The organism is Pseudoalteromonas mucoides (assembly GCF_049257175.1).
Lineage (GTDB): Bacteria > Pseudomonadota > Gammaproteobacteria > Enterobacterales > Alteromonadaceae > Pseudoalteromonas.
In genome coordinates this window covers 74,976-95,902 of the sequence record NZ_JBMMUC010000007.1, presented here as the reverse complement: position 1 = coordinate 95,902, position 20,927 = coordinate 74,976, and the positions used below count along the sequence as shown (strand labels likewise).

Here is a 20,927-nt window from a genome sequence, read left to right as displayed (position 1 = left end):
GCGCCGTTTGTCGGCGCTATTTATGGAGCTCGCTATGAGAGTATTACTATTTATTGGTTCATTATTATGGACTTCATTTGCAGTGGCGAACCAAACCACAGATTACTTTATTCCTAGTTACGGTAATAGTGCTACTAGTCATAGTATCTCAGTAAATAAAAAACTGATTAGTGATGCGGGGATCACGCACTGGCAAGACTCAACAATACCCGTCAATCACTACTTTTATCTGCCAACAAAAGCCGCCTTTAATTTAAAGTTGCGCGTAAAAGTTACAGGTGAACAAAGCCAGCTTAAAGTCGATTTCAATCAACAGAGTCAGTTAATTGCGCTAACTAATCAACAGTATAAAGATATCGATCTTGGTGAGTTTATGCCAGAACAGATCGGATACCAACAATTGCAACTTACCGGTATAGCTAAAACAGCAGAAACCTTTGCTGATATTCAAGGGCTAATTATCACGCTAGATACAGAGTTGCCAGCACCTTTGTATGTAAAGGATGATATTTATTGGGGACGTCGCGGTCCATCTGTACATTTAAACTACCCAATAAACGATACTTCAAAAAGCTATCAGTGGTTTTACTCAGAACTCACGGTACCACATGGATATGATCATCAAGGAGCCTATTTTATGGCCAATGGCTTTGCTGAGGGTTACTTTGGTATACAGGTTAACTCTGAAACAGAGCGCAGAGTTTTGTTTTCAGTTTGGAGTCCATTTCAAACAGATGATCCAACTGCGATACCAAATAATATGCGTATTCAACTGCTAGCAAAGGGTCAAAATGTTTACACTGGTAAATTTGGTAATGAAGGCTCGGGTGGACAAAGTTATTTAATCTTTCCATGGCAAGCAGAGCAAACGTATCGTTTTTTGCTAAAGGTCAACCCTACCGACAATCTGGTCAATCACACTGATTACAGCGCTTATTTTTATGACCCTTTGAATGAAGGCTGGTTATTTATCGCATCATTCAGGCGCCCAAACACAAATACTTATGTAGCTAGACCACATAGCTTTTTAGAAAACTTCATTCCTGACGCTGGGCAATTCGAGCGTAAAGCGTTATACGGTAATCAGTGGCTCAGAGATACCGAAGGAAAATGGCATGCACTTACTAAAGCACGTTTTACCTATGATGCAACTGCCGCCAAACAATCTAGAATGGATTACCAAGGCGGCACTCACAATGGGCAATTTTACTTACGTAATACTGGATTCTTCACTGGTCCTACCAAATTGCAAAGTCAGTTTGAGCGCATGACAACCGCTGAACCTGATGTTGATTTGAGTGCACTGCCTAAACACTAATCCATTTTATAACAGCGTTCTGGTCGGCCAATGCTACCATAGCTTTGGTCGGCCCCCACTTGTTCTGCTTCAAGTAAATATTCCAAATAACGCCTTGCTGTAGAGCGACTCACTCCCACAAGATCGCCCATTTGCTGGGCAGTGAACGATGTTTTTTTATTCGTATTAAAAGCATCAAGTATCTTTCTTAATGTTAATTGATCAACCCCTTTGGGTAACCGAGCGGGTGCTTTACTTTGCTCACTCGAACCAAATAAAGTGTCGACCATAGATTGCGTAACTTCATTAGCATCTGACAAACATTGATGACGTGCTTCGAAACGAGCCAATGCTTGGTCTAAGCGGTTTAACATTAACGGTTTCACTAAGAAATCACATGCACCTAGTTGAATTGCCTTTTCAAGAGTTTCAACTTCTTTTGCAGCCGTGAGTAGCATCACATCGCTTTTAATTGCCCGTGCACGTAATTCTGTTAATAAATCTAATCCATTTCCATCCGGTAAGTGAATATCTAATAATATTAAATCAGGTTCTATCGCCTTTAACAGTGCATCCGCAGTAGCAAGGTTCGCCGCAATACCAACAACTTGATACTGCCCTTTACGTAGTCCTTGCCGCGCCACTTGGTTTCCCGCTCCACCATTAGGTAACAGTAAATATTGTGCTAATAATTGCGCAACTTCGATTTCATCTTCAATAATGATCACTGAATATGTCATTTTACTATCACTCTTATGTTTTTCATTTTGGAATATAAACGCTTAGTCGAGCGCCTTTAAGGTCTGATTCACCAATTTCTAAACTACCACCGCATGAATCTAAATTGGTTTTAACTAAGTACAAACCTACGCCATGTTCAGCCCCTGATTTTGAGCTATATTGCGGAGTAAATATCACTTCATGATCACTACCTAAGCCCATACCGCTGTCTTCAACATCAAATAATAACGTTTTACTTGTTTCATCAACCGTAACGCGCACATGGGGTTTACGTAGCTCTGCAGCGCGAATTGCCGCATCAATCGCATTATCAATCAAGTTACCTAAAATTGACACTACTCGTTCAATCATGTCTTTATGGGTAATTTCACTCAGTAAGCTATCTGGGTTCAGCTCAAGAATTACATTTAGTTCTCGCGCTTTATGATATTTGCCAACCAATAGTCCTGCTAGTACAGGATCTTGAATACGCTCCAACAAATGATGTATTTGCGCTTGTGAACCTTGGCTTTCTTGGCCTATTAATTCAATTGCTTTATCGGTTTCACCCATTTGGATCAAAGCACCAATTAAATTAAGCTTATTTGAGTAGTCATGGGTTTGCACGCGTAAAAGTTCAGCAAATGCCTGCATTTTCGTGAGTTGCTGACTCATATATTCAAGTTCATCAGCGGGGCGCAAAGTCAATAAAATACCATCATTTTGACCTTGTACTTGCAATGAAAAACGAGATAAAACAAGCCGTTTATCAGCCGCAAACAGCTCAAAGCCAACCATTTTACGGCGTTGATTACGTAATAAAAAATCAGCATGTTCTGGCAGTAAATCACTGAGCAATAAGTCTTGCTCAGTGTAAGCTGTCGGTTTCTCTAAAATTTCGCACGCGCGCTGCGTTAATTTACGCACTCGGCCATCAGGATCAAGAGCTATAACACCACTGCGCATAGTGTTCAAAATAGCGTCCTGTTCTGAAAATAGCCTTGCGATTTCATCAGGCTGCAAACCAAAAATAGCATTACGAACACGTTGGCCAATTAACACGGCGGCTAAAATGCTCAGTACAACTAATAGCAGGCCCCAAGCGACTATTTCAACAATACGCGCCTGAATCAAAGGCTCCACTGACTGAACTAAAAAGCCAACCGAGACTAAACCAATAATATTTTGTTGTTCATCGTATACAGGTACTTTTCCTCGAATCGACTCACCCAAACTACCCTGGGCTACAGATATATAGCGCTCTCCGCGCAACGCAGCTTGGCTATCACCACCGACCATAGGTTGGCCGAGTTTATTACGATCTGGGTGCGCAATTCGATGGGCATTTTTATCACCAATAACAATAAAATCCGCGTCAGTAAGCTGACGCAGATTTTCTATTTTTTGATTGATTGCTACTAAATTGCTAGGTTCTTGTAAAGCCAGAGCCACATCTTTACTGGATGCAATACTAGTGGCAACAGCTAACGCTTTATCACCAATGTGGTTATGCAAACTTTGTGCAGTAATTTGATACACCAAACCGCCAAATAATATTGCTTGTAGTACGCATAATCCAGTCACCCATATTATTAACCGCGTTTCTAAACGTTTAGGTTTTTTAACCATGCTGTGCAACGAATTTCGCTTTTTGGTGTACTTCATACTTAACCTTAATTATTAGGTATGCTCTTGATTCGCTTTTAGTGCGGCTTTATCTGCACGGCGCTGCGTTATAAAGTCTTTTAAAGGGAATAACAATACCAAGATTGAGATGATAAAAATACTCAACGTCAGTGGGCGCTCCCATAAAAAGCTTAGCGAACCATCTGATAGCATCATCGAACGACGGAAGTTGCGCTCAATCATATCACCTAAAATAAAGCCTAGTAGTAAAGGAGCCATTGGGAAAGCGAGAATCCTTAACACCAAAGCCACCAGCGCAAAACCAACCATCATAAACAGATCAAATGTATTAAAAGAGACTAAATAAACCCCAATTAAGCTAAAGAATAAGATCATGATAGTGAGCACTGATTTAGGCATCGCCAATACTTTTGCAAAGTAAGGGATCAGTGGCAAATTTAAGATAAGCAGTACAATGTTACCAAAGTACATACTAACAATAACAGCCCAAAATACGCTTGGGTTTTCTTCCATCAACATTGGACCAGGCTGAATGCCATAAGCAATTAATGCACCCAACATAATAGCGGTAGTACCAGAACCTGGAATACCTAATGTTAATAATGGCACAAAAGAACCGGTACAGGCTGCATTGTTAGCTGACTCTGGCGCAGCTAAACCACGTAATGAACCTTTACCAAATTTATCTTTTAATGCTTTTGGTGCTAAGTTTCGCTCGGTTGCATACGCCATAAAGCTAGCAATTGTCGCCCCAGCGCCTGGGAGTACACCAACAATAAAACCAAGAATAGAAGATCGGCCAACAGTTGGTGCCATCTCTTTAATTTCTTCTTTACTTAATTTGGTTGAACCAATTTGCGGAGTGTCAGAGTCATTAATACTTTTCACCTCTTTTTTCTCAGGGCGAACAACATTAATCAATGCCTCAGCAAGTGCAAAGGTTGCCATTGCGACTAATAAAAAGCTAATACCATCAAGTAAGTCTGCTTGGCCAAAGGTAAAACGCTCTGTGCCAGATGATGGATCAATACCCACTGTTGCAAGCATTAAACCAAATACAGTCATCATCATGGCTTTTAAAAATTGCCCTTTATTAGAGAATGCAGCAATCGCAGTCAAACCTAAAAACATCAATACAACGTAATCCGGAGACTGGAAGCTAAGGGATACTTTTGCCAGTAGTGGCGCTGCTACCATGAGTAATATTGCGCCTATTGTGCCACCGATAAAGGAGGAGTAAGCAGCAATAGCCAACGCTTTACCAGCATGACCTTGTTTAGCTAACGGGTAGCCGTCAAATGAGGAGGCTACCGTGCCTGCTACTCCTGGTGCATTGATTAATATTGATGATGTTGAGCCACCAAAAATAGCACCGTAGTAAACCCCAGCCATTAAGATCATGCCTGAGTCGGCGCCGATACTATAAGTAATTGGGATCATTAACGCGATAGCAGTAATAGGACCAAGGCCTGGTAACATGCCAATAAAGGTACCAACAAAACAACCAACAATCACATACAACAAATTATTCCAGTCGAGCACGGTCGACAAACCCAGCATAATTCCATCAAACATAACTTAACTCCACAGATCGCCAGGAACCAAATAGATACCGAGCACTTGGGTCATTAAAAACCAAAAAACCACGGCAACAGGAATCGATGCGAACAATAAAATCTTTTTACGTCGCTCACCCATCACAAAAAAACCAACCAATAGAAAGGCGCTCGTTGAGATCAAGAAGCCAATAGGTTCTAATGCTGCACTGTATAAAACCATTAGCACTAGCAAGGCGAAAGTACGTAATACATTCTCCTTTTCTAAATGCTGTACTGGCTCAGCGGTTTGCTCTTTAGATTTTAAGAGTGTTGCCCCTATCGATAATAAACAGACCACAATACCAAAGACAGCATATACTTTGGGTAATGTCGCCGAGGTCACTGTTTCATACTCTTCAAAAGGAAGAAGTGGAATTTGCCATGCAACAATGGCGTATAAGGTAAATAGCGCCAGGAATAAACCTGGCCCTAGTAATTCACGGTTTAACATCATTAGCCCCGATTAACGTAATGTACGAATAAAGCCGAGTTCTTCCATGACTACTTTAAGCTGTGCTTCTTGCTGCTCAAGTGACTTTATAAATTGATCTTTTTCTTGAAACAGGTTTAACCAACCATTACGAGCACGTACGGCTTCCCATTCAGGGGTAGTTTGTAGCTTGCGTAATTTTTCGGTGTACTGCGCCAGTTTATCTGCGGGTAAATTCGGGGCTGCAAAAAAGCCACGCCAGTTAACAAATTCCATGTCATAGCCTAGTGACTTAAGTGTTGGGATCTGTGGATAGTCAGGTAAAGACTCTCCAGAAGTGACAGCCAAAATACGTGCTTGACCACCATTGGCAACTTCGAGTGCCTCACTCAAGCCTGTAGAGAGCAAGTTAACCTCGCCAGATAACAGCCCAGCTTTGGCTTTACCGCCTGCGTCGTAAGGAATATAACGTAAACGTCGCCCATCAAGGCCAGCTGACTTGACCGCTTGCGCTGCCACTAAGTGATCCATGCTACCACGTGCTGAGCCACCAGCGACTTTTACAGAGCTTGGATCTTCTTTCATTGCGGCAACTACATCTTGCCAGGTTTTAAACGGCGAATCGTTACGCACCACAAATGCGCCATAATCGGCGATCATGCTAGCAACTGGCGTTAAATCACGGTAGCTGTAAGGAATTTTACCGGTTAATGCACGCAACACGATTGGTGTTGAGTTAACCATTAGGATATCGCCTTTTTTAGTGCCTGACTCAATCAAATAGGCTATCGCACGACCACCGCCGCCACCTGACATATTTTGAAAAGACGCATTATCTTCAATGCCAGCTTTGACCAAGCCTTCGCCAACACCACGTGCCGTCGTGTCCCAACCGCCTCCAGGGCCACCTGGTACTAAAAAGTGAATATCAGCCATCGCAAAAGGGCTGCTTAGTACCAGCGAAGCTGCCAGTACTGTGGTTTTAAATGATTTAAACGTTTCTGTAAGTAACTTCATGTGTTATGCCCCTTAAAATAAGTACTGAATACGCGCAGCTAAGCCTAAGCCATCATCTTCATTACCGACTAAGTCATCAGCACCTGGGCCTTCAACTTCAGAGTAAACAAGATTAGCCATAAACTTAATTTGTGAAGAGTAGTAATAGTTAGCACCCGCAGTATAGGTAGTCACTTCAGTACCTTGTGATTCAGACGTTGCATCTGCGCCACTAAAGCGAGCAACCAGCTCCCAGGCATTTTTCACCCCTTTAGGTTGAGAAAACACCGCGCTGCCTTTTGAATATTTCTTTTGTGAACCATCTAAGAAGTAGCTTGCAGTTACGGCATAGGCATCAAAACGTTCCCCATTTAATGCAGAACTATTTTCTAACGTGTCGATTTCTCGGGTTGCATACTCAGCTTCGACACTGAAGCCTTTGTTTTGATATGCCGCTTCAAGGCCTACTTGCTCAAAGCTATTTAAACGAACTAACTCTCCGCCTACAGCATAATTAAGTAATCGCGTGTTCGTACTACGTACTTCACCACGCGCAAGCGCACCAGTTAATACCCGGCCACCCATATCACGTTTTGAGTACCAACTACCTAGATGCAATACGCCGTCATCTAAATCTTGTTGCCATGTTAAACGCCCTGTCAGTGATAGAGCGAGCGAACCATCATCGTCATTATGGCCATTGGCTCCAAACGCTTCATTTTTATAAACACCAACGGCATAACGAAAGCCAGTGTCTTTAAAATATTGGTATACCGATGTACCCCACTGAAAGTAAGGCGATACGTTATCTGCAAGCGAGCTACGCTCAATCGTGGCAATATGCTTAGAACTGGTTAATGCGTTTAAAGAAATGTCTTCACGCAGTTTACCCACCTGTACTTTTAAACCATTGCCAAAACCACTGTAGCGTAAACGTGCCATCACAATTTCACCCGTATCTTCGGCAAAATCGAGTAGTAATTTGTTGTCCCAGTCACTATGCTCACTTTCAACATACAAGCGAGCTCGGCGTACAAATAAATCACTTGCCGCCTCACCTGAGCGGTTAGGACCTGCATTATAGGCACCGTCAAAGTGGTTATAGTCCACTTGTAAGCGGCCACCAAATTCAAGGTTAAAAGCTTTATTGCCTTTCATTGAATCAACTTCTTTTTGTAGCTCATCCAGTTGCTGTTGTAATTTTTCAGTATCGTTGGCGGCTAATGCTGAAGTACTTGCTAAAGCGGCTGCAATGGCCAAAGCCAGTTGTGTGTTACTTGCTTTCATTATTTTCTCCACACCTGTGTATGATTTTGTTGTCGTTAGATGAGCGACTGCAATCTGCTATCTATCATCGAGCATAGTGTTAACGTGAAATTAACGAAATGTTTAGAAGTTAAGCTGCATTGATCGAACTAAAAATAATTAAATCCATAAAGTGCATGAACTTTATGAACACAATGAATTAGCGCACAGAGTTTAATGGTAAGTGGTTGATTTGTTATTTGGTTATACAGGTGGGTTCAAAGTGATAGAGGAGCATGTTTTATACCTATATAAAACATGCAACAGTACTTTTTACATAGAAGATAATTTCGGTAAGTGTCTGCCTATATTATTAATCGACATTCATGGTTTTTACACGCTCGCTAACAACAAGCTTACCTGCCGTTTTAGCTTTTATTTCTTCAATTGACACACCTGGTGCGCACTCTAAAAGGTGAAATGCACCATCTTTAATTTCTAACAGAGCCAAATCGGTGATCACTTTATTAATACACCCCACACCTGTTAGCGGTAAACTACATTCTGAGAGCAGCTTTGATTCGCCATGTTTGTTTGCATGGGTCATGGTGCAAATAATATTTTTAGCCCCTGCGACTAAATCCATTGCACCGCCCATGCCTTTGACTAGCTTATTAGGGATCATCCAGCTGGCAATATTGCCGTTTTGATCCACTTCAAACGCACCGAGCACAGTTAAATCAACATGGCCACCGCGGATCATGGCAAAACTCTCTGCGGAGTTAAAAATGGCAGCACCTTTAGCCGCTGTGACGGTTTCTTTTCCTGCGTTGATCATATCTGCATCGACTTGCGCTTCACTGGGGTATGGCCCCATACCTAGTAGGCCATTTTCAGACTGCAACATTACTTCAATATCCTCAGACACATAATTCGCCACTAACGTGGGAATACCAATACCCAAATTAACGTAATAGCCATCTTGTAATTCCATAGCCACGCGTTTTGCTATTTGCTCTCGTGTTAACGCCATTATTTACTCCTTAAAGCTTTGCCGCTTGCGTAGTGACTTTTTCGATGCGCTTTTCAAACTCGCCTTTTATTACTCTATCGATATAGATACCTGGGGTATGAATTTGACTGGGTTCAAGCTCACCAGATTCTACGATTTCTTCAACTTCTAGTACGGTTATTTTCCCTGCGGTGGCGGCCATGGGGTTAAAGTTCATCGCTGTGTGACGATAAATGCAATTACCGTAGCGGTCTGCCTTCCACGCTTTAACAATGGCAAAATCTCCGGTAATACTCGGTTCGAGTAAATAATCACGGCCATTAATGGTGCGTGTTTCTTTGCCATTAGCCACAGGGGTACCCACTCCAGTTGCGGTATAAAAGGCAGGTATACCCGCCCCACCGGCACGCATTTTTTCGGCTAATGTGCCTTGTGGGGTTAACTCTACTTCGAGCTCACCACTTAATAATTGCTGCTCAAATAACGCGTTTTCACCCACATAAGAGGCGACCATTTTGCTAATTTGTTTATCTTCTAGCAGCACCCCAAGGCCAAAACCATCAACCCCACAGTTATTTGATACCACGGTTAAATCTCGAGTACCTTGGTGCTTAACCTGCGCAATAAGTCCTTCAGGAATACCGCATAAACCAAAACCACCGGCAATAATTGTCATGCCATCAGTAAGACCAGCCATGGCCTCATCGTAACTAGCTACTACTTTATCAAAACCTGCCATAATACCCCCTATTGTGCTGTCCAACCGCCATCTATCGCTATTGCTTGTGCGGTAATATTACGTGCCGCATCTGCCATTAAAAACGCGACGGTATGATGTATTTCATCCAAACCAATAAAGGCTTTTTTAGGCATGGGTGCAAGCATAATAGTATCGATGACTTGCTGCTCTGATAGGCCATGCTCTTTAGCTTGTGATACAATTTGTTGTTCAACTAACGGCGTTTTTACGTACGCAGGGCATACCGTATTAATGGTAATGTTGGCATCCCCTGTTTCCAGCGCCATGGTTTTAGCAAAGCCAATTAAGCCATGCTTGGCAGCAATATAAGCTGACTTATATTTAGACGCCACCATCGCATGGATAGAACCAATATTAATAATGCGGCCAAAATTTTGCTCTCGCATACGCGGTAACACCGCTTTGGTCATCATCGCTGGCCCAACTAACATCACTTGCTGTAAAAACTGCCACTTATCAGCCGGGAAATCCTCAAGCTTGGCTACATGCTGAATACCGGCATTGTTAATCAATACATCAATCGGCCGTTTAAACTCATTAAAAAATACTTCAATTGCATCACTATCAGCCACATTCAGTGCAAAGCCTTGTGCATTCCCACCTTGCTCAATAATTTTAGCTGCAGCTTGTTTGGCGCTGTGTTGATGTAAATCGGTGACGATAATGTAATGACCAGCCTTGGCTAGTTGCTCAGCAATATAAAAACCAATACCACTGGCAGCCCCAGTAATTAATACCGTTTTACTCATGCGGTTACTCCTTTAAAAAGTCACTGATAAGCTCAGCCTTTGGTGAGATAGAAAAAATACCATCTAAATGTCCCCAGCCGCCTTTAATCTCTGAAATTTCAACCTCTTTTCCAGCTGTTTTCATGGCGCTATACACTGTGCGCATATTTTCAGGACGAAGTAATAAATCGTTTGTTGCAGGCAGCAATAAGGTTTTTGCTTTCACGTTTTTCAGTGCACTCGTTAAGTCGCCTTGCATACCCGCGGTAAAAAGCTGTGATGCACGTACTAAATACAACACGTGATTAGCATCTTGGGTTTTCGCGCGTGCCATAGCCCGTGTTGCTAATGTTTGGCTAAGCTGTGGCAAGGTGCGAATATCATTCAATGCTCCTTTATCAAGCACATTAAAGTTCGGGAAGCTGGCGTTATAAATAATCGGGTGCATGGCATCTTGAGTAATGTTCAGCATGGTTGCTGCCAAACCATCTAGCGGGCGCTCTTTGTTGTAATAATTACCTTGCTGCCAATTTTTATCTAACCGAATCGGTAATGCCCATTTTTCAAGGGCCGCCACCGTCCACGCATCCATGGTTGCAGCACCAATCACATGAATAAGTCGCTCCACCTGATCTGGGTAACGTACCGCCCACTCAAGCGCCTGGAATGATCCCATTGATGCCCCCATCACTGCATGTAACTTTTTGATGCCTAAGCTATCGAGCAACCGTTTTTGCACATTTACAAAGTCAGTAATTGTCACCACAGGAAAGTCGAGCCCATAGGGTTTATTAGTCGCAGGATTGATTGAAGCAGGGCCCGTTGTAATTACGTTCGGATCATGCCAGTTTGCATTTACTAAAGTGTCAGAGCTGATCACAAAGTACTTATTAGTATCAATGGCTTTGCCAGGGCCAATAATTACATCCCAATACCCAGGCAGAGCGTCATCAGCGTTGTATTTACCCGCCGCATGAGACGTGCCAGAAAAATAATGAGTAATTAAAATCACATTATCTTTAGCTTTATTCAGCGTGCCGTAGCTTTCCCAACCAATATCAACCTGCGGTAAAGTCTTACCAGACACAGTGGTAAAATCTTTGCTGGTAAAATGTTGTTTCTCCACCAGCATAGGCGCTGCTTTGTCTGCACAAAACGCGGCACTCGTATAAAATAAAAGCAATCCGATAATTATTAGTGTTGTTTTCATTGCCCTTCCTTAAAAAGTTATAAATAGACCCAATGCCAATGCGACACCAATAAGTGGAATAACCACGGTTAATGCAGCCAGCGGCCAATAAGCTCGTTGATGTGTTTCATTACAGATAGCCCGTATAGTGGTCACAACATATCCATTATGAGGTAAGCTATCGAGTGCGCCAGAGCTAATAGCCACCACACGATGTAATTGTTCTGGGTTGACGCCCATATCTAAATAACCAGGGGCGACAAGTGGCAGTGCAATGGCTTGCCCGCCCGAGGCAGAACCAGTTAAGCCAGCAATAACGCTCACCGCTACCGCTGCACCAACCAGCTCATTGCCGGGCATATGAGTCATTAAATCAACCGCTGCAATGAATGCCGGCGACACTTTAGCCACTGCACCAAAACCTACCACGGCGGCCGTATTCCCAATGGCAACCAGCGCACCCGTGGTCCCAACATTGATGGCCTTGCCCATGTTATGAAAGTATTTAAAATTGATTGCTACAATACTTAACACGCCACCGAGTAACGCCACGATTAAGGCTGTTTGTTGTAAAATATCGTGCAACATAAATGATAAAAGCAACACCACTATAAGCGGAATTACCCCAGTGATTGGGTGTGGTCGTTCACGCTCCAAGATCACAGGGTCATCATCACGGGCAGCAAATCGTTCACCGTTTGAAACCGCTTTTTTAATCATTTTGTTAAGCCAAACATAACCCACTATCGCCATAAAAATAGCCACTACTAGGCTCACTTCCCATGCGGCATAAGGTGATGTACCAAGGTGCTTAACCGGTATCCAGTTCTGAATCTCAGGCGAGCCTGCCGAGGTCATGGTGAATGTCACCGAGCCAAATGCCAAGGTGGCAGGAATAAAACGCCGGGGTAAATCAGCGTCTTTAAATAAACTAAGCGCCATCGGATAGACCGAAAACGCCACAATAAACACGCTAACCCCACCGTAAGTAAGTACGGCACAGGCAATGACCACTGCAAGCACCGCATGTTTCATGCCTAGCTTGCCAACTATGTAGCTTGCTACGCTATCTGCCGCACCGGTGTCTTCCATAAACTTACCGAATAGCGACCCGAGTAAGAACATAAAAAACCATGCACTTAAAAACCCAGCAAAACCATCCATATAGGCAGTAATAAAATTACTCTCTGCCGTTACTGGAAATATTGCCATACCACTACTTAACGCAACCAGCAGCGCACAGATTGGCGCAGCAATAAACAAGTTTACGCCACGCAACGTTAATATAATCAGCAGTATTAAACCGCCTAACAGCCCTATCATGCTCAGCATAGACATTCCTATAATTATTGTTATTACAAAGATGAGGTGACATCGCAGTAATTGGATTTAAGTCTTACGTTAAAACATTAAAAATGACATAACACTAAGGTACTACATCGTTTAAATTTGGCTTAAAAGCTATATAAGTCAAGGCATTGAGAGCGTATAGCACTATGGTACTAATTCCTTTTTTTGCAACTATCTTCTACATTAAATGCAGGTGACATGAGCAATGAAACAATCAACAAAGACAACAAAAACAGGAACACACCATGATTAAGCTCAATCAAAAAATCACACCCGTTACTCTCGCCGTTTCACTGGCACTATTAAGTACCAGCAGTATTGCCGCCGAGCAAACCACTCAAGCCAAAGGCGAGTTAGAACGCATTGAAGTAACCGCGCGTAAAACCGTAGAGAACCTACAAGAAGTCCCTGTGGCAGTGACCTCTATCGGCGCACAAGAGTTGGCCGAGAACGGCATTAGCGTGATGACTGAAGTGCAACAGTTTTCACCTAACACTACACTGCAAGCCAGCCGCGGTACTAACTCAACCATCACGGCATTCATTCGAGGAGTTGGCCAACAAGACCCTCTTTGGGGCTATGAACCCGGTGTTGGTATTTATATCGATGACGTTTATTTAGCTCGTCCACAAGGTGCTGTACTGGATTTACTAGACGTACAACAAATTGAAGTACTACGCGGCCCACAAGGCACGCTATATGGTAAAAATACCATTGGTGGGGCAATTAAATACGTTACCAAAGAAATGAGTGGTGATGCTACACTTAACGTACAAGGGACCGTAGGGAGCTACAATCAAAAAGATTTAAAAATAACCGGGCAACTGCCACTTATCGATGAAAAGCTCTATGTAGGCTTTGGTTTTGCCACTTTGAACCGTGATGGCTTTGGTGAGTTTTTAACCTCTGACCTTGATAATCAAGACCGTGAAAACTACAACAAAGACGTTACCGCTGCACGCGTGACCTTAGAGTACACACCCACCGACGACTTATTCTTCAAACTCGCATGGGATAAAACCGAGGATGAATCTAACGCAAAAGGCGGCTATCGCTTATTGCCGAGCTTACTCACTGATGCTCCCGTCCCTGATAGCGTATACAACTCTTATACCAGCTTGCCAACATGGAACAAGGTTGAGCTTGAAGGCTATAGCTTAACCGCGCGCTGGGATATGAGTAACAGCACCAGCTTAAAGTACATCGGCTCAAGCCGTGAAAGCTACTCGCCAACAAATATTGATTTTGATAATACCTCTATCCGTATTTTTGACGTACCCGCTATTTATGATGACGAACAAACCACACACGAATTACAGCTAAACCATCAAGGTGATAACTACAAACTTGTATCAGGACTTTATTATTACGATGGTGAATCGTGTGGTCAGTTTGAAGCTATTTTAGAAGAGCTCGGTAAAAGCTTAGCCGCACCAGGACTTACCCGCGAAGTAAGTGGTTGTAGCAACTCCACCAGTAAAGCAGCCTATATTCAAGGTACTTATGCTTTTGATGATAAGTGGTCGATGACGTTAGGCGCTCGCTATACTCAAGACAGCAAAGAAGCCCAAGTCAATAATGGCCTTATATTTGATACCGTTTACCCTGAATCTGGCTGGGTGCCAGGCTATGTTCGCCCAGAAGGTCAACTAGTCCCCACAGTATTGGATGACAGCGAAGACTGGTCACGCTTTACACCGCGTGCAGGGGTTGAGTATCAATACAACCGCGATATCATGTTCTTTGCCAGTTACGCACAAGGTTTTAAATCAGGCACCTTCAACCCGCGTGCAACCACCGCTGAACCGGCTGCAAAACCTGAGATAGTAGACTCATTTGAACTGGGTATGAAAAGTGAATGGAACAATAACCTACGCGCCAATGTGACACTTTTCACACTTGATCACCAAGACCGCCAATACATCTCTGTACTACCAGGCGACAACGCTGCCGACTTAAATCAGCGCTTAGGTAACATTGGTGAATCGACCTCCGACGGCATAGAAATTGAGCTCAATTATATTGCTACCGAAGCACTGAGCTTTGATGCATCTATTGGTTATATTGACAGTAGTTTTGATAATGTCATTGATACAGATCCTGAAACTGGCGAAACCTTCGATAAATCAGACCGTTTTAGTGTATCTAACACGCCAGACCTCACCTTTAATTTAGGTGCAACATACCGCATGTATACCGATATGGGCGACTTTGTTATGAACGGTAACTACTATTACCGTGGTGATTACGCACTCTTTGAAGAAGATAGCCTGCTCACGCAAGATGCCTATGGGTTACTGAATATTGGTATCACATGGTACAGCACTGACGGCCACTGGAGTGCCGGATTATATGGTAAAAACCTCACTGACGAAGAGTATATGATTGGCGGTTATCAATTTGTTGCCCCTGATCCAAGTGACCCTAGCGATACCAGTAAATATACGCCAGGCCTTGGTGGTGATAATACGCTAATCAGCTATTACGGCGACCCTCGTACAGTGTCATTCACTGTGGGCTATCGTTTCTAAGCTAGTGTTTAAAGGTTTACCTGATATTTCCCTAGCAGGTAAACCTTGTTTCAATCTAAAAAATCACTTATAACATAACGTGTTGGAGTATTAGGAATGTCTTTCGCTGTGAACACAATAATTGCCGATGATCACCCACTATTTAGAAGCGCATTGCGCCAAGCGGCCGCAACCTGTGTGCCTGAAAAGCATATAAAAGAAACCAGCGATATAGATGGCTTATTCACTTTACTTAAAAGCCACCCGGAAACTGAACTTATTTTTTTAGATTTAACCATTCCCGGCGCTAATGGCTTGCAAGCACTGTCGCAACTGCGAAACCGCCACCCTGATATTGTTGTTATTATGGTATCAGCCAACGAAACACCCACTATAATTAAACAAGCAATGAGCTTAGGTGCTGCAGGCTATATTCCAAAGTCATCATCATTAGATGTTATCAGTGATGCTATTAGCCATGTTCTCAACGGCGATACCTGGCTGCCACTCGACATAGATTTAACCGATGTCGTTGTCAATGACGAACAAAGCAGTTTTGCCCGTAACCTCGAAAAACTCACCCCGCAACAATACCGTGTTTTAGCCATGATTGCTGATGGCCTGCTGAATAAACAAATTGCGTTTGAAATGTCGATTCAAGAAACCACTATCAAACAACATGTATCCGCAATCTTGCGCAAACTCAACGTATATAACCGCACCCAAGCAGGCATTTTATTTAATCAGCTCTCACAAGTTGGTAAAGCAGTAGAGGGCTAACAAATCAGTAAACTGCTATCCCAGTTTCAATTAAATAATCCCATTTATGGGAAAGGCAACTTCTGATAAAAACATAAAACCATTTTAAATCAAAGCATTAAGATTTGGCATATTCCTCGCTACTGTGTTCATTAATTAAAATATAATGAAACACAGCCAATGGATTTAGATAGCACTTTAAAGACGAGTAAAAAACCAAATCAGCGTAAAAAGCTCATTGCTGCTGCCTTAATGGTTAGCATCATAATTTTTATATGGCTGGTGCAATCTTGGCTCGCCCCTACAACAATTTCTGCCAGCCAATTACAGATTGCCAGCGTGACACAAGCTGATTTTGTTGTAAAAGTGAAAGGCTTTGGCCGATTAAAATCCAAGTATCAACGTTATTTAACCAACACAGATGTTGCAATGGTCGAGGCCATTCATGTGTATCCAGGTACACGTGTTAGCAAAGACACGGTTATTATCAGCCTAGTGAACCCACTACAAGCGCAGCGTTTGTCGATCGCGAGATTGGAGCTTGCACGGCAACAAGCAAGCTTTAGCGAACAAAAAATTAACCAAAAGAGTCAGTTATTGGAGCGCGAAGCTAACCTAACTCTTTTACAGAGTGAGCTTGAAAGCGCCCAGCTAAGAAGCGAAGCCGAGAGTCAATTAATCGAACAAGGCATTGTTTCAAGTCTTGATTACAAACGCAGCTTACTCACCGTAAAACAGCTAAAGCAGCGCGTTGAGATTGAACAAAAACGTCTCGCGCAATTAGCGCAAATGCACCTGCAGCGCAGTAAGGTTCAGCAAGAGTTATTACGCCAATTTGAGTTAAATTATAAAGTACAACAGCAAGCTTTTGATGACCTAAAAATTACAGCGGGCATTGACGGCATGCTGCAAGAGCTCAACGTAGAACTAGGCCAAAACCTCACACCAGGCACTCGCTTAGCTGTGGTGGGCTCTGATAGCGCACTCAAAGCAGAGCTCAGTATTAAACAAAGTGACGCTGAAAAAATCGCACTCAATATGCCAGCCCGCGTCAATACCTTTAGCAACTCAAAGCAAGGCGAAGTAACAGCTAAAGTGACCCGAATTGACCCCATCGTGAGTGATGGTCGGGTAATGATTGAGCTCGACCTTATTGGTGAATTACCTGCCAATGCACGCCCCGACTTAAGCATTGAAGGCCATGTTATAAGTAATGTAATAGCGAATGCACTCACCATCAAATTACCGCAAAAAGCAAAAGCTCATTCAAAAGCGATGCTTTTTAAACTTAACCCCAACACTCATTTAGCTGCCCCAATAAATATTGAATTTGGTACACTCAGTGATAATAAAATTCAACTTTTAGATGGCGCTACGGTGGGCGAACAGCTGATCATTTCAGACCTTTCAAAATGGCAGCATTTGGCAACTATAAAAATCGAACAGGAAAGTTTATGAACAACAATACGCTTATCTCACTCAAAAACATCGCCAAGGTTTATCGCAGCCAAAACGTTGAAACCTATGCTTTAAAAAATATCGACCTGACTATTAATGAAGGTGATTATATTTGTATTAGCGGCCCATCGGGCTGCGGAAAATCGACCTTGCTGTCGCTATTAGGTTTACTTGATAGCCCAACAGGTGGTCAATATGCCATTAAAAATGTCGATACCAAAACCCTTGATATGGACCAGCAAGCCGAGCTACGTAATTTACACATTGGCTTTATTTTTCAGTCATTTAATTTAATCGATGAGCTATCAGTATTTGATAACGTTGCCCTGCCGCTGACTTATCGCGAGCCCGCGATGAGCCAAGCTGATATTCAAAGTGCAGTAAAACATGCCCTTGATGAAGTTGAAATGGGTCACCGCGCACAACATAAGCCCAACCAGCTCTCTGGTGGCCAACAACAGCGTATTGCTATTGCTCGCGCACTTGCCGGAAAGCCGAGTATTTTATTGGTCGATGAGCCTACCGGTAACCTTGACTCTAAAAACGGCGATGCAGTGATGGACCTACTCGATGCACTTAATCAAAAAGGCACCACCATTTGCATGGTAACCCATGATTTACGTTATGCCGGGCGGGCAAAAACTCAGCTAAAACTACTCGATGGCGAAATTGTCTCTTACTCGCACGCGAGCAAAAACCAAGCGGCACCAACAGCCAACTTAGCAACAGACAGTGCTGAGGTCGTTTAACATGAGCCGTTTAACTAAAACACGAAGCCAACTGCACTTAGCATGGGCATCACTGATGAATGCACCAGGATTTGTCACCGCCGTTGTTTCAACACTCGCACTGACTTTAGCGGCATTATTTGTTGTATTAAGTTTAGTGAATAGTTACTTTTTAAAACCGCTCGATGTATTTGATGAGAACCGCATGGTGGTGGTTGAGCAAAGCCTCACTTATGATGATTATGATGCGGTTGGCTTTCAAAGTTATCAATCCATGGTGCACTGGATTAAGAACAATCAAAGTTTTGAGCAGGCATTTATGATGAATGCCGCTGAAAATATTTTTTTAAACTTAGACGGTCAACCAAAAAAAGATGTGCTGTATGTAGGTGGTGAATACTTTGAACTCCTACATACTCCTTTTTTACTCGGACGTGGCTTTAAAAAGGGCGAAACCTTAGAGGAAGTTGATAATAGTGTAGTCATTTCAGAGAAGTTCTGGAAAGAGCATTTTAATAGTGACCCTAATGTAATTGGTAAACCCTTAAAAACAGCCAGTGAAATTGAAGGTGATGGGCATATTATAACCGGTGTTGTAGCGGCTAATTTCAGCCCACCCTACATGATTAAAGCGGGCTCTGTTGATGTTTGGTATCCAAGCAGTGCCGATCGTCGATTTTTTCATAACGATGACTGGCAAAGCCCATGGACTAACACCTTTAGAAATCTCAAGTTAATAGCAGTATTAAAGCCAGGAGTCACTACTTCGCAAGTAAAAACCGACTTAAAAGCCCAAATTGATACCATAAAATCTGAGTGGCTTAATAATGGTGGTATTACAGATGTGAACCCCGTTGTCACGCCTTACCGTGAAGTAGAGCTAGGTAACAACGATGATTTAAGCTTAATGATGCTCGCTGGTGCGTTAGGGCTACTCGTCATTGCTGTACTAAACGTCAGTACCTTATTCTTTTCTCGAGCGTTAGCGCAACATAAAACCTTAGCTTTACAAGCTGTGCTGGGCGCAAAACGTAAAACATTATTTAACAGCATTTTACTACAATCGCTTATATTGATGAGTATTTCGGTCAGTATTGCGCTGTTTTTGTCAGTCTGGGGAATTAGGCTATTTAAAGTGCTTGCTGAAGGCCGCTTACCATTAGTGAATAGCCTAACTGTAGATATCAACTTGGTACTTATCGCCATAGTGATGTGTATTGCTTTAGCTTACATTTTCTCAATCATCACAGCGTATTTAATTAATTATAAAACCCTCAACCAGCAAATGCAGAACAGCGGTAAAGGCGGTGTTTCGCAAGTATCAGGGCGTACTGTTCGTTTATTAATTGGCGTGCAAATGTTTGTAGCCGCTTTACTGGTTAGCTTCTCGGTCATGGTGGTGAGTAAATCCTTAGAGACCATCAACCGCCCTTTAGGCAGCGATACTGAAAACCTGTATTTTGCACAGTTATTTCAAGTTAATAACGATGCAACATTAGCTGAGCGCTACGAGCAAATTAAGCAGTATCAAAAAGTATTACAAAATAGCGAAGGCATTAAAGATGTCGCACTTGGGCAAAGCCCAGTATCGCCAAGGCAAAATGCCAATACCCTGACCGATGTTGAAGGTAAAAGCTCCATCTTCTTCCCCAGCCAATGGGTCGGGCCTGATTACTTTGATTTAGTAAACACCAAAATACTCGCAGGGCGTACTTTTAGCGAACAAGCTATGCGAGGGGAAACAAATGAACTTTTGGTATCTATTAGTGTGGCTAAATGGTTATTACCTGATCAAGAATACACAGACATTATCGGTAAAAGTTACCAAGGCCTTGAAGATAAAATGTTTGAAATTGTCGGGGTAACCGAAGATTTTAATCACCCTAAGTACTATGATGAATCGTTTGGTCGGCACATGTGGTGGCCAGCACAACCTTGGAGTTATATGTTTGTTATTGAAACAGAACCCAGTGTTGAGCTTACTAGCAAGCAAGTTTTGAATTTATTAAGAAAAGCCAATAGTCACCTAACCTTATGGCAATTTAGAGACTTACAGCAAGAGTACGATGGTTTGCTGTATATGAGCCGCCTTACATTAGTATTGTGTTGTACGTTGGCGCTTTTTACTCTATTACTCGCTGCAATAGGTATATTTGGAGTACTTAGCTACAACTTAGGCCTACGTCGGTATGAATTTGGTATTCGTATGGCGCTAGGGGCTAAAAAAGCACGCTTATTTAAACTTATGAGCAAAGAAGCCGTACTCCCTGTGTTAATCGGTTTTATTTTAGCGCTAAGTGTAATGATAGCCGGCTACCATAGCCTGCAAGAACAGCTTGTATCTTGGTTAATTTTAGACGTGCGCTTGCAATTAATGGCGTGGTTTATCACTTTGATTATTGCAATGTTCGCCTGCTTTAGGCCACTATTGCTATTAATTAAAGCCAAACCCATGGCCGCACTTCGTAACGAATAATAATGATAAGGGTGGCCCAAACAG

Annotated in this window: 17 protein-coding genes; 6 read left to right on the top strand and 11 right to left on the bottom strand. The window is 42.7% G+C overall.

Annotated elements, in window-relative coordinates:
• Positions 1-34: 34 nt before the first annotated feature.
• On the top strand, positions 35-1,318 hold the full coding sequence (locus AAEU30_RS09665) for a DUF3472 domain-containing protein (RefSeq protein WP_421960318.1): 1,284 nt from the start codon (positions 35-37) through the stop codon (positions 1,316-1,318).
• Here the strand turns inward: AAEU30_RS09665 and AAEU30_RS09660 are convergent.
• From AAEU30_RS09660 to AAEU30_RS09610, 11 genes are all read right to left on the bottom strand, one after another.
• Positions 1,315-2,037 (bottom strand): response regulator, encoded by a 723-nt coding sequence (locus AAEU30_RS09660; protein ID WP_421960317.1) that lies wholly within the window; start codon positions 2,035-2,037, stop codon positions 1,315-1,317. The genes AAEU30_RS09665 and AAEU30_RS09660 overlap by 4 nt on opposite strands.
• Positions 2,038-2,059: 22 nt before the next feature.
• Positions 2,060-3,682, bottom strand: coding sequence for an ATP-binding protein (locus AAEU30_RS09655; protein WP_421960316.1), 1,623 nt, complete (start codon positions 3,680-3,682; stop codon positions 2,060-2,062).
• A 15-nt stretch (positions 3,683-3,697) separates the two neighbouring features.
• The gene (locus tag AAEU30_RS09650; protein ID WP_421960315.1) at positions 3,698-5,239 is read right to left on the bottom strand and encodes a tripartite tricarboxylate transporter permease; all 1,542 of its coding nucleotides are present in this window, start codon (positions 5,237-5,239) and stop codon (positions 3,698-3,700) included.
• A 3-nt stretch (positions 5,240-5,242) separates the two neighbouring features.
• Entirely contained in the window at positions 5,243-5,713 is a 471-nt protein-coding gene (locus tag AAEU30_RS09645) for a tripartite tricarboxylate transporter TctB family protein (RefSeq protein ID WP_421960406.1), read from the bottom strand.
• Between the two features lie 12 nt (positions 5,714-5,725).
• Positions 5,726-6,709: a Bug family tripartite tricarboxylate transporter substrate binding protein gene (locus AAEU30_RS09640; protein WP_421960314.1), complete on the bottom strand. Its 984-nt coding sequence runs from the start codon at positions 6,707-6,709 to the stop codon at positions 5,726-5,728.
• A 12-nt stretch (positions 6,710-6,721) separates the two neighbouring features.
• Positions 6,722-7,975 (bottom strand): OprO/OprP family phosphate-selective porin, encoded by a 1,254-nt coding sequence (locus AAEU30_RS09635; RefSeq protein ID WP_421960313.1) that lies wholly within the window; start codon positions 7,973-7,975, stop codon positions 6,722-6,724.
• Positions 7,976-8,306: 331 nt separating this feature from the next.
• Positions 8,307-8,966, bottom strand: a complete 660-nt coding sequence (locus tag AAEU30_RS09630; RefSeq protein ID WP_421960312.1) for a CoA transferase subunit B — start codon at positions 8,964-8,966, stop codon at positions 8,307-8,309.
• Between the two features lie 10 nt (positions 8,967-8,976).
• Complete coding sequence (locus AAEU30_RS09625) at positions 8,977-9,684, bottom strand: CoA transferase subunit A (protein WP_421960311.1); 708 nt, start codon at positions 9,682-9,684, stop codon at positions 8,977-8,979.
• A gap of 8 nt (positions 9,685-9,692) precedes the next feature.
• Positions 9,693-10,454 (bottom strand): 3-hydroxybutyrate dehydrogenase, encoded by a 762-nt coding sequence (locus tag AAEU30_RS09620; protein ID WP_421960310.1) that lies wholly within the window; start codon positions 10,452-10,454, stop codon positions 9,693-9,695.
• 4 nt (positions 10,455-10,458) lie between these two features.
• Positions 10,459-11,643: an E22 family MetX-like putative esterase gene (locus AAEU30_RS09615; protein ID WP_421960309.1), complete on the bottom strand. Its 1,185-nt coding sequence runs from the start codon at positions 11,641-11,643 to the stop codon at positions 10,459-10,461.
• A gap of 9 nt (positions 11,644-11,652) precedes the next feature.
• The gene (locus AAEU30_RS09610) at positions 11,653-12,954 is read right to left on the bottom strand and encodes a GntP family permease (protein ID WP_421960308.1); all 1,302 of its coding nucleotides are present in this window, start codon (positions 12,952-12,954) and stop codon (positions 11,653-11,655) included.
• 263 nt (positions 12,955-13,217) lie between these two features.
• Here AAEU30_RS09610 and AAEU30_RS09605 point away from each other — a divergent pair, with 263 nt between their 5' ends.
• The 5 genes from AAEU30_RS09605 (at position 13,218) to AAEU30_RS09585 (ending at position 20,903) form a co-directional block, all read left to right on the top strand.
• Positions 13,218-15,503 (top strand): TonB-dependent receptor, encoded by a 2,286-nt coding sequence (locus AAEU30_RS09605; RefSeq protein WP_421960307.1) that lies wholly within the window; start codon positions 13,218-13,220, stop codon positions 15,501-15,503.
• 96 nt (positions 15,504-15,599) lie between these two features.
• Positions 15,600-16,262 (top strand): response regulator, encoded by a 663-nt coding sequence (locus AAEU30_RS09600; RefSeq protein WP_421960306.1) that lies wholly within the window; start codon positions 15,600-15,602, stop codon positions 16,260-16,262.
• A 159-nt stretch (positions 16,263-16,421) separates the two neighbouring features.
• Positions 16,422-17,699 (top strand): HlyD family secretion protein, encoded by a 1,278-nt coding sequence (locus AAEU30_RS09595; protein WP_421960305.1) that lies wholly within the window; start codon positions 16,422-16,424, stop codon positions 17,697-17,699.
• A complete protein-coding gene (locus AAEU30_RS09590; protein ID WP_421960304.1) occupies positions 17,696-18,448 on the top strand; it encodes an ABC transporter ATP-binding protein in 753 nt (250 codons plus the stop codon). The genes AAEU30_RS09595 and AAEU30_RS09590 overlap by 4 nt, the downstream gene beginning before the upstream one ends.
• A 1-nt stretch (position 18,449) precedes the next feature.
• Entirely contained in the window at positions 18,450-20,903 is a 2,454-nt protein-coding gene (locus AAEU30_RS09585; protein WP_421960303.1) for an ABC transporter permease, read from the top strand.
• Positions 20,904-20,927: the final 24 nt, after the last annotated feature.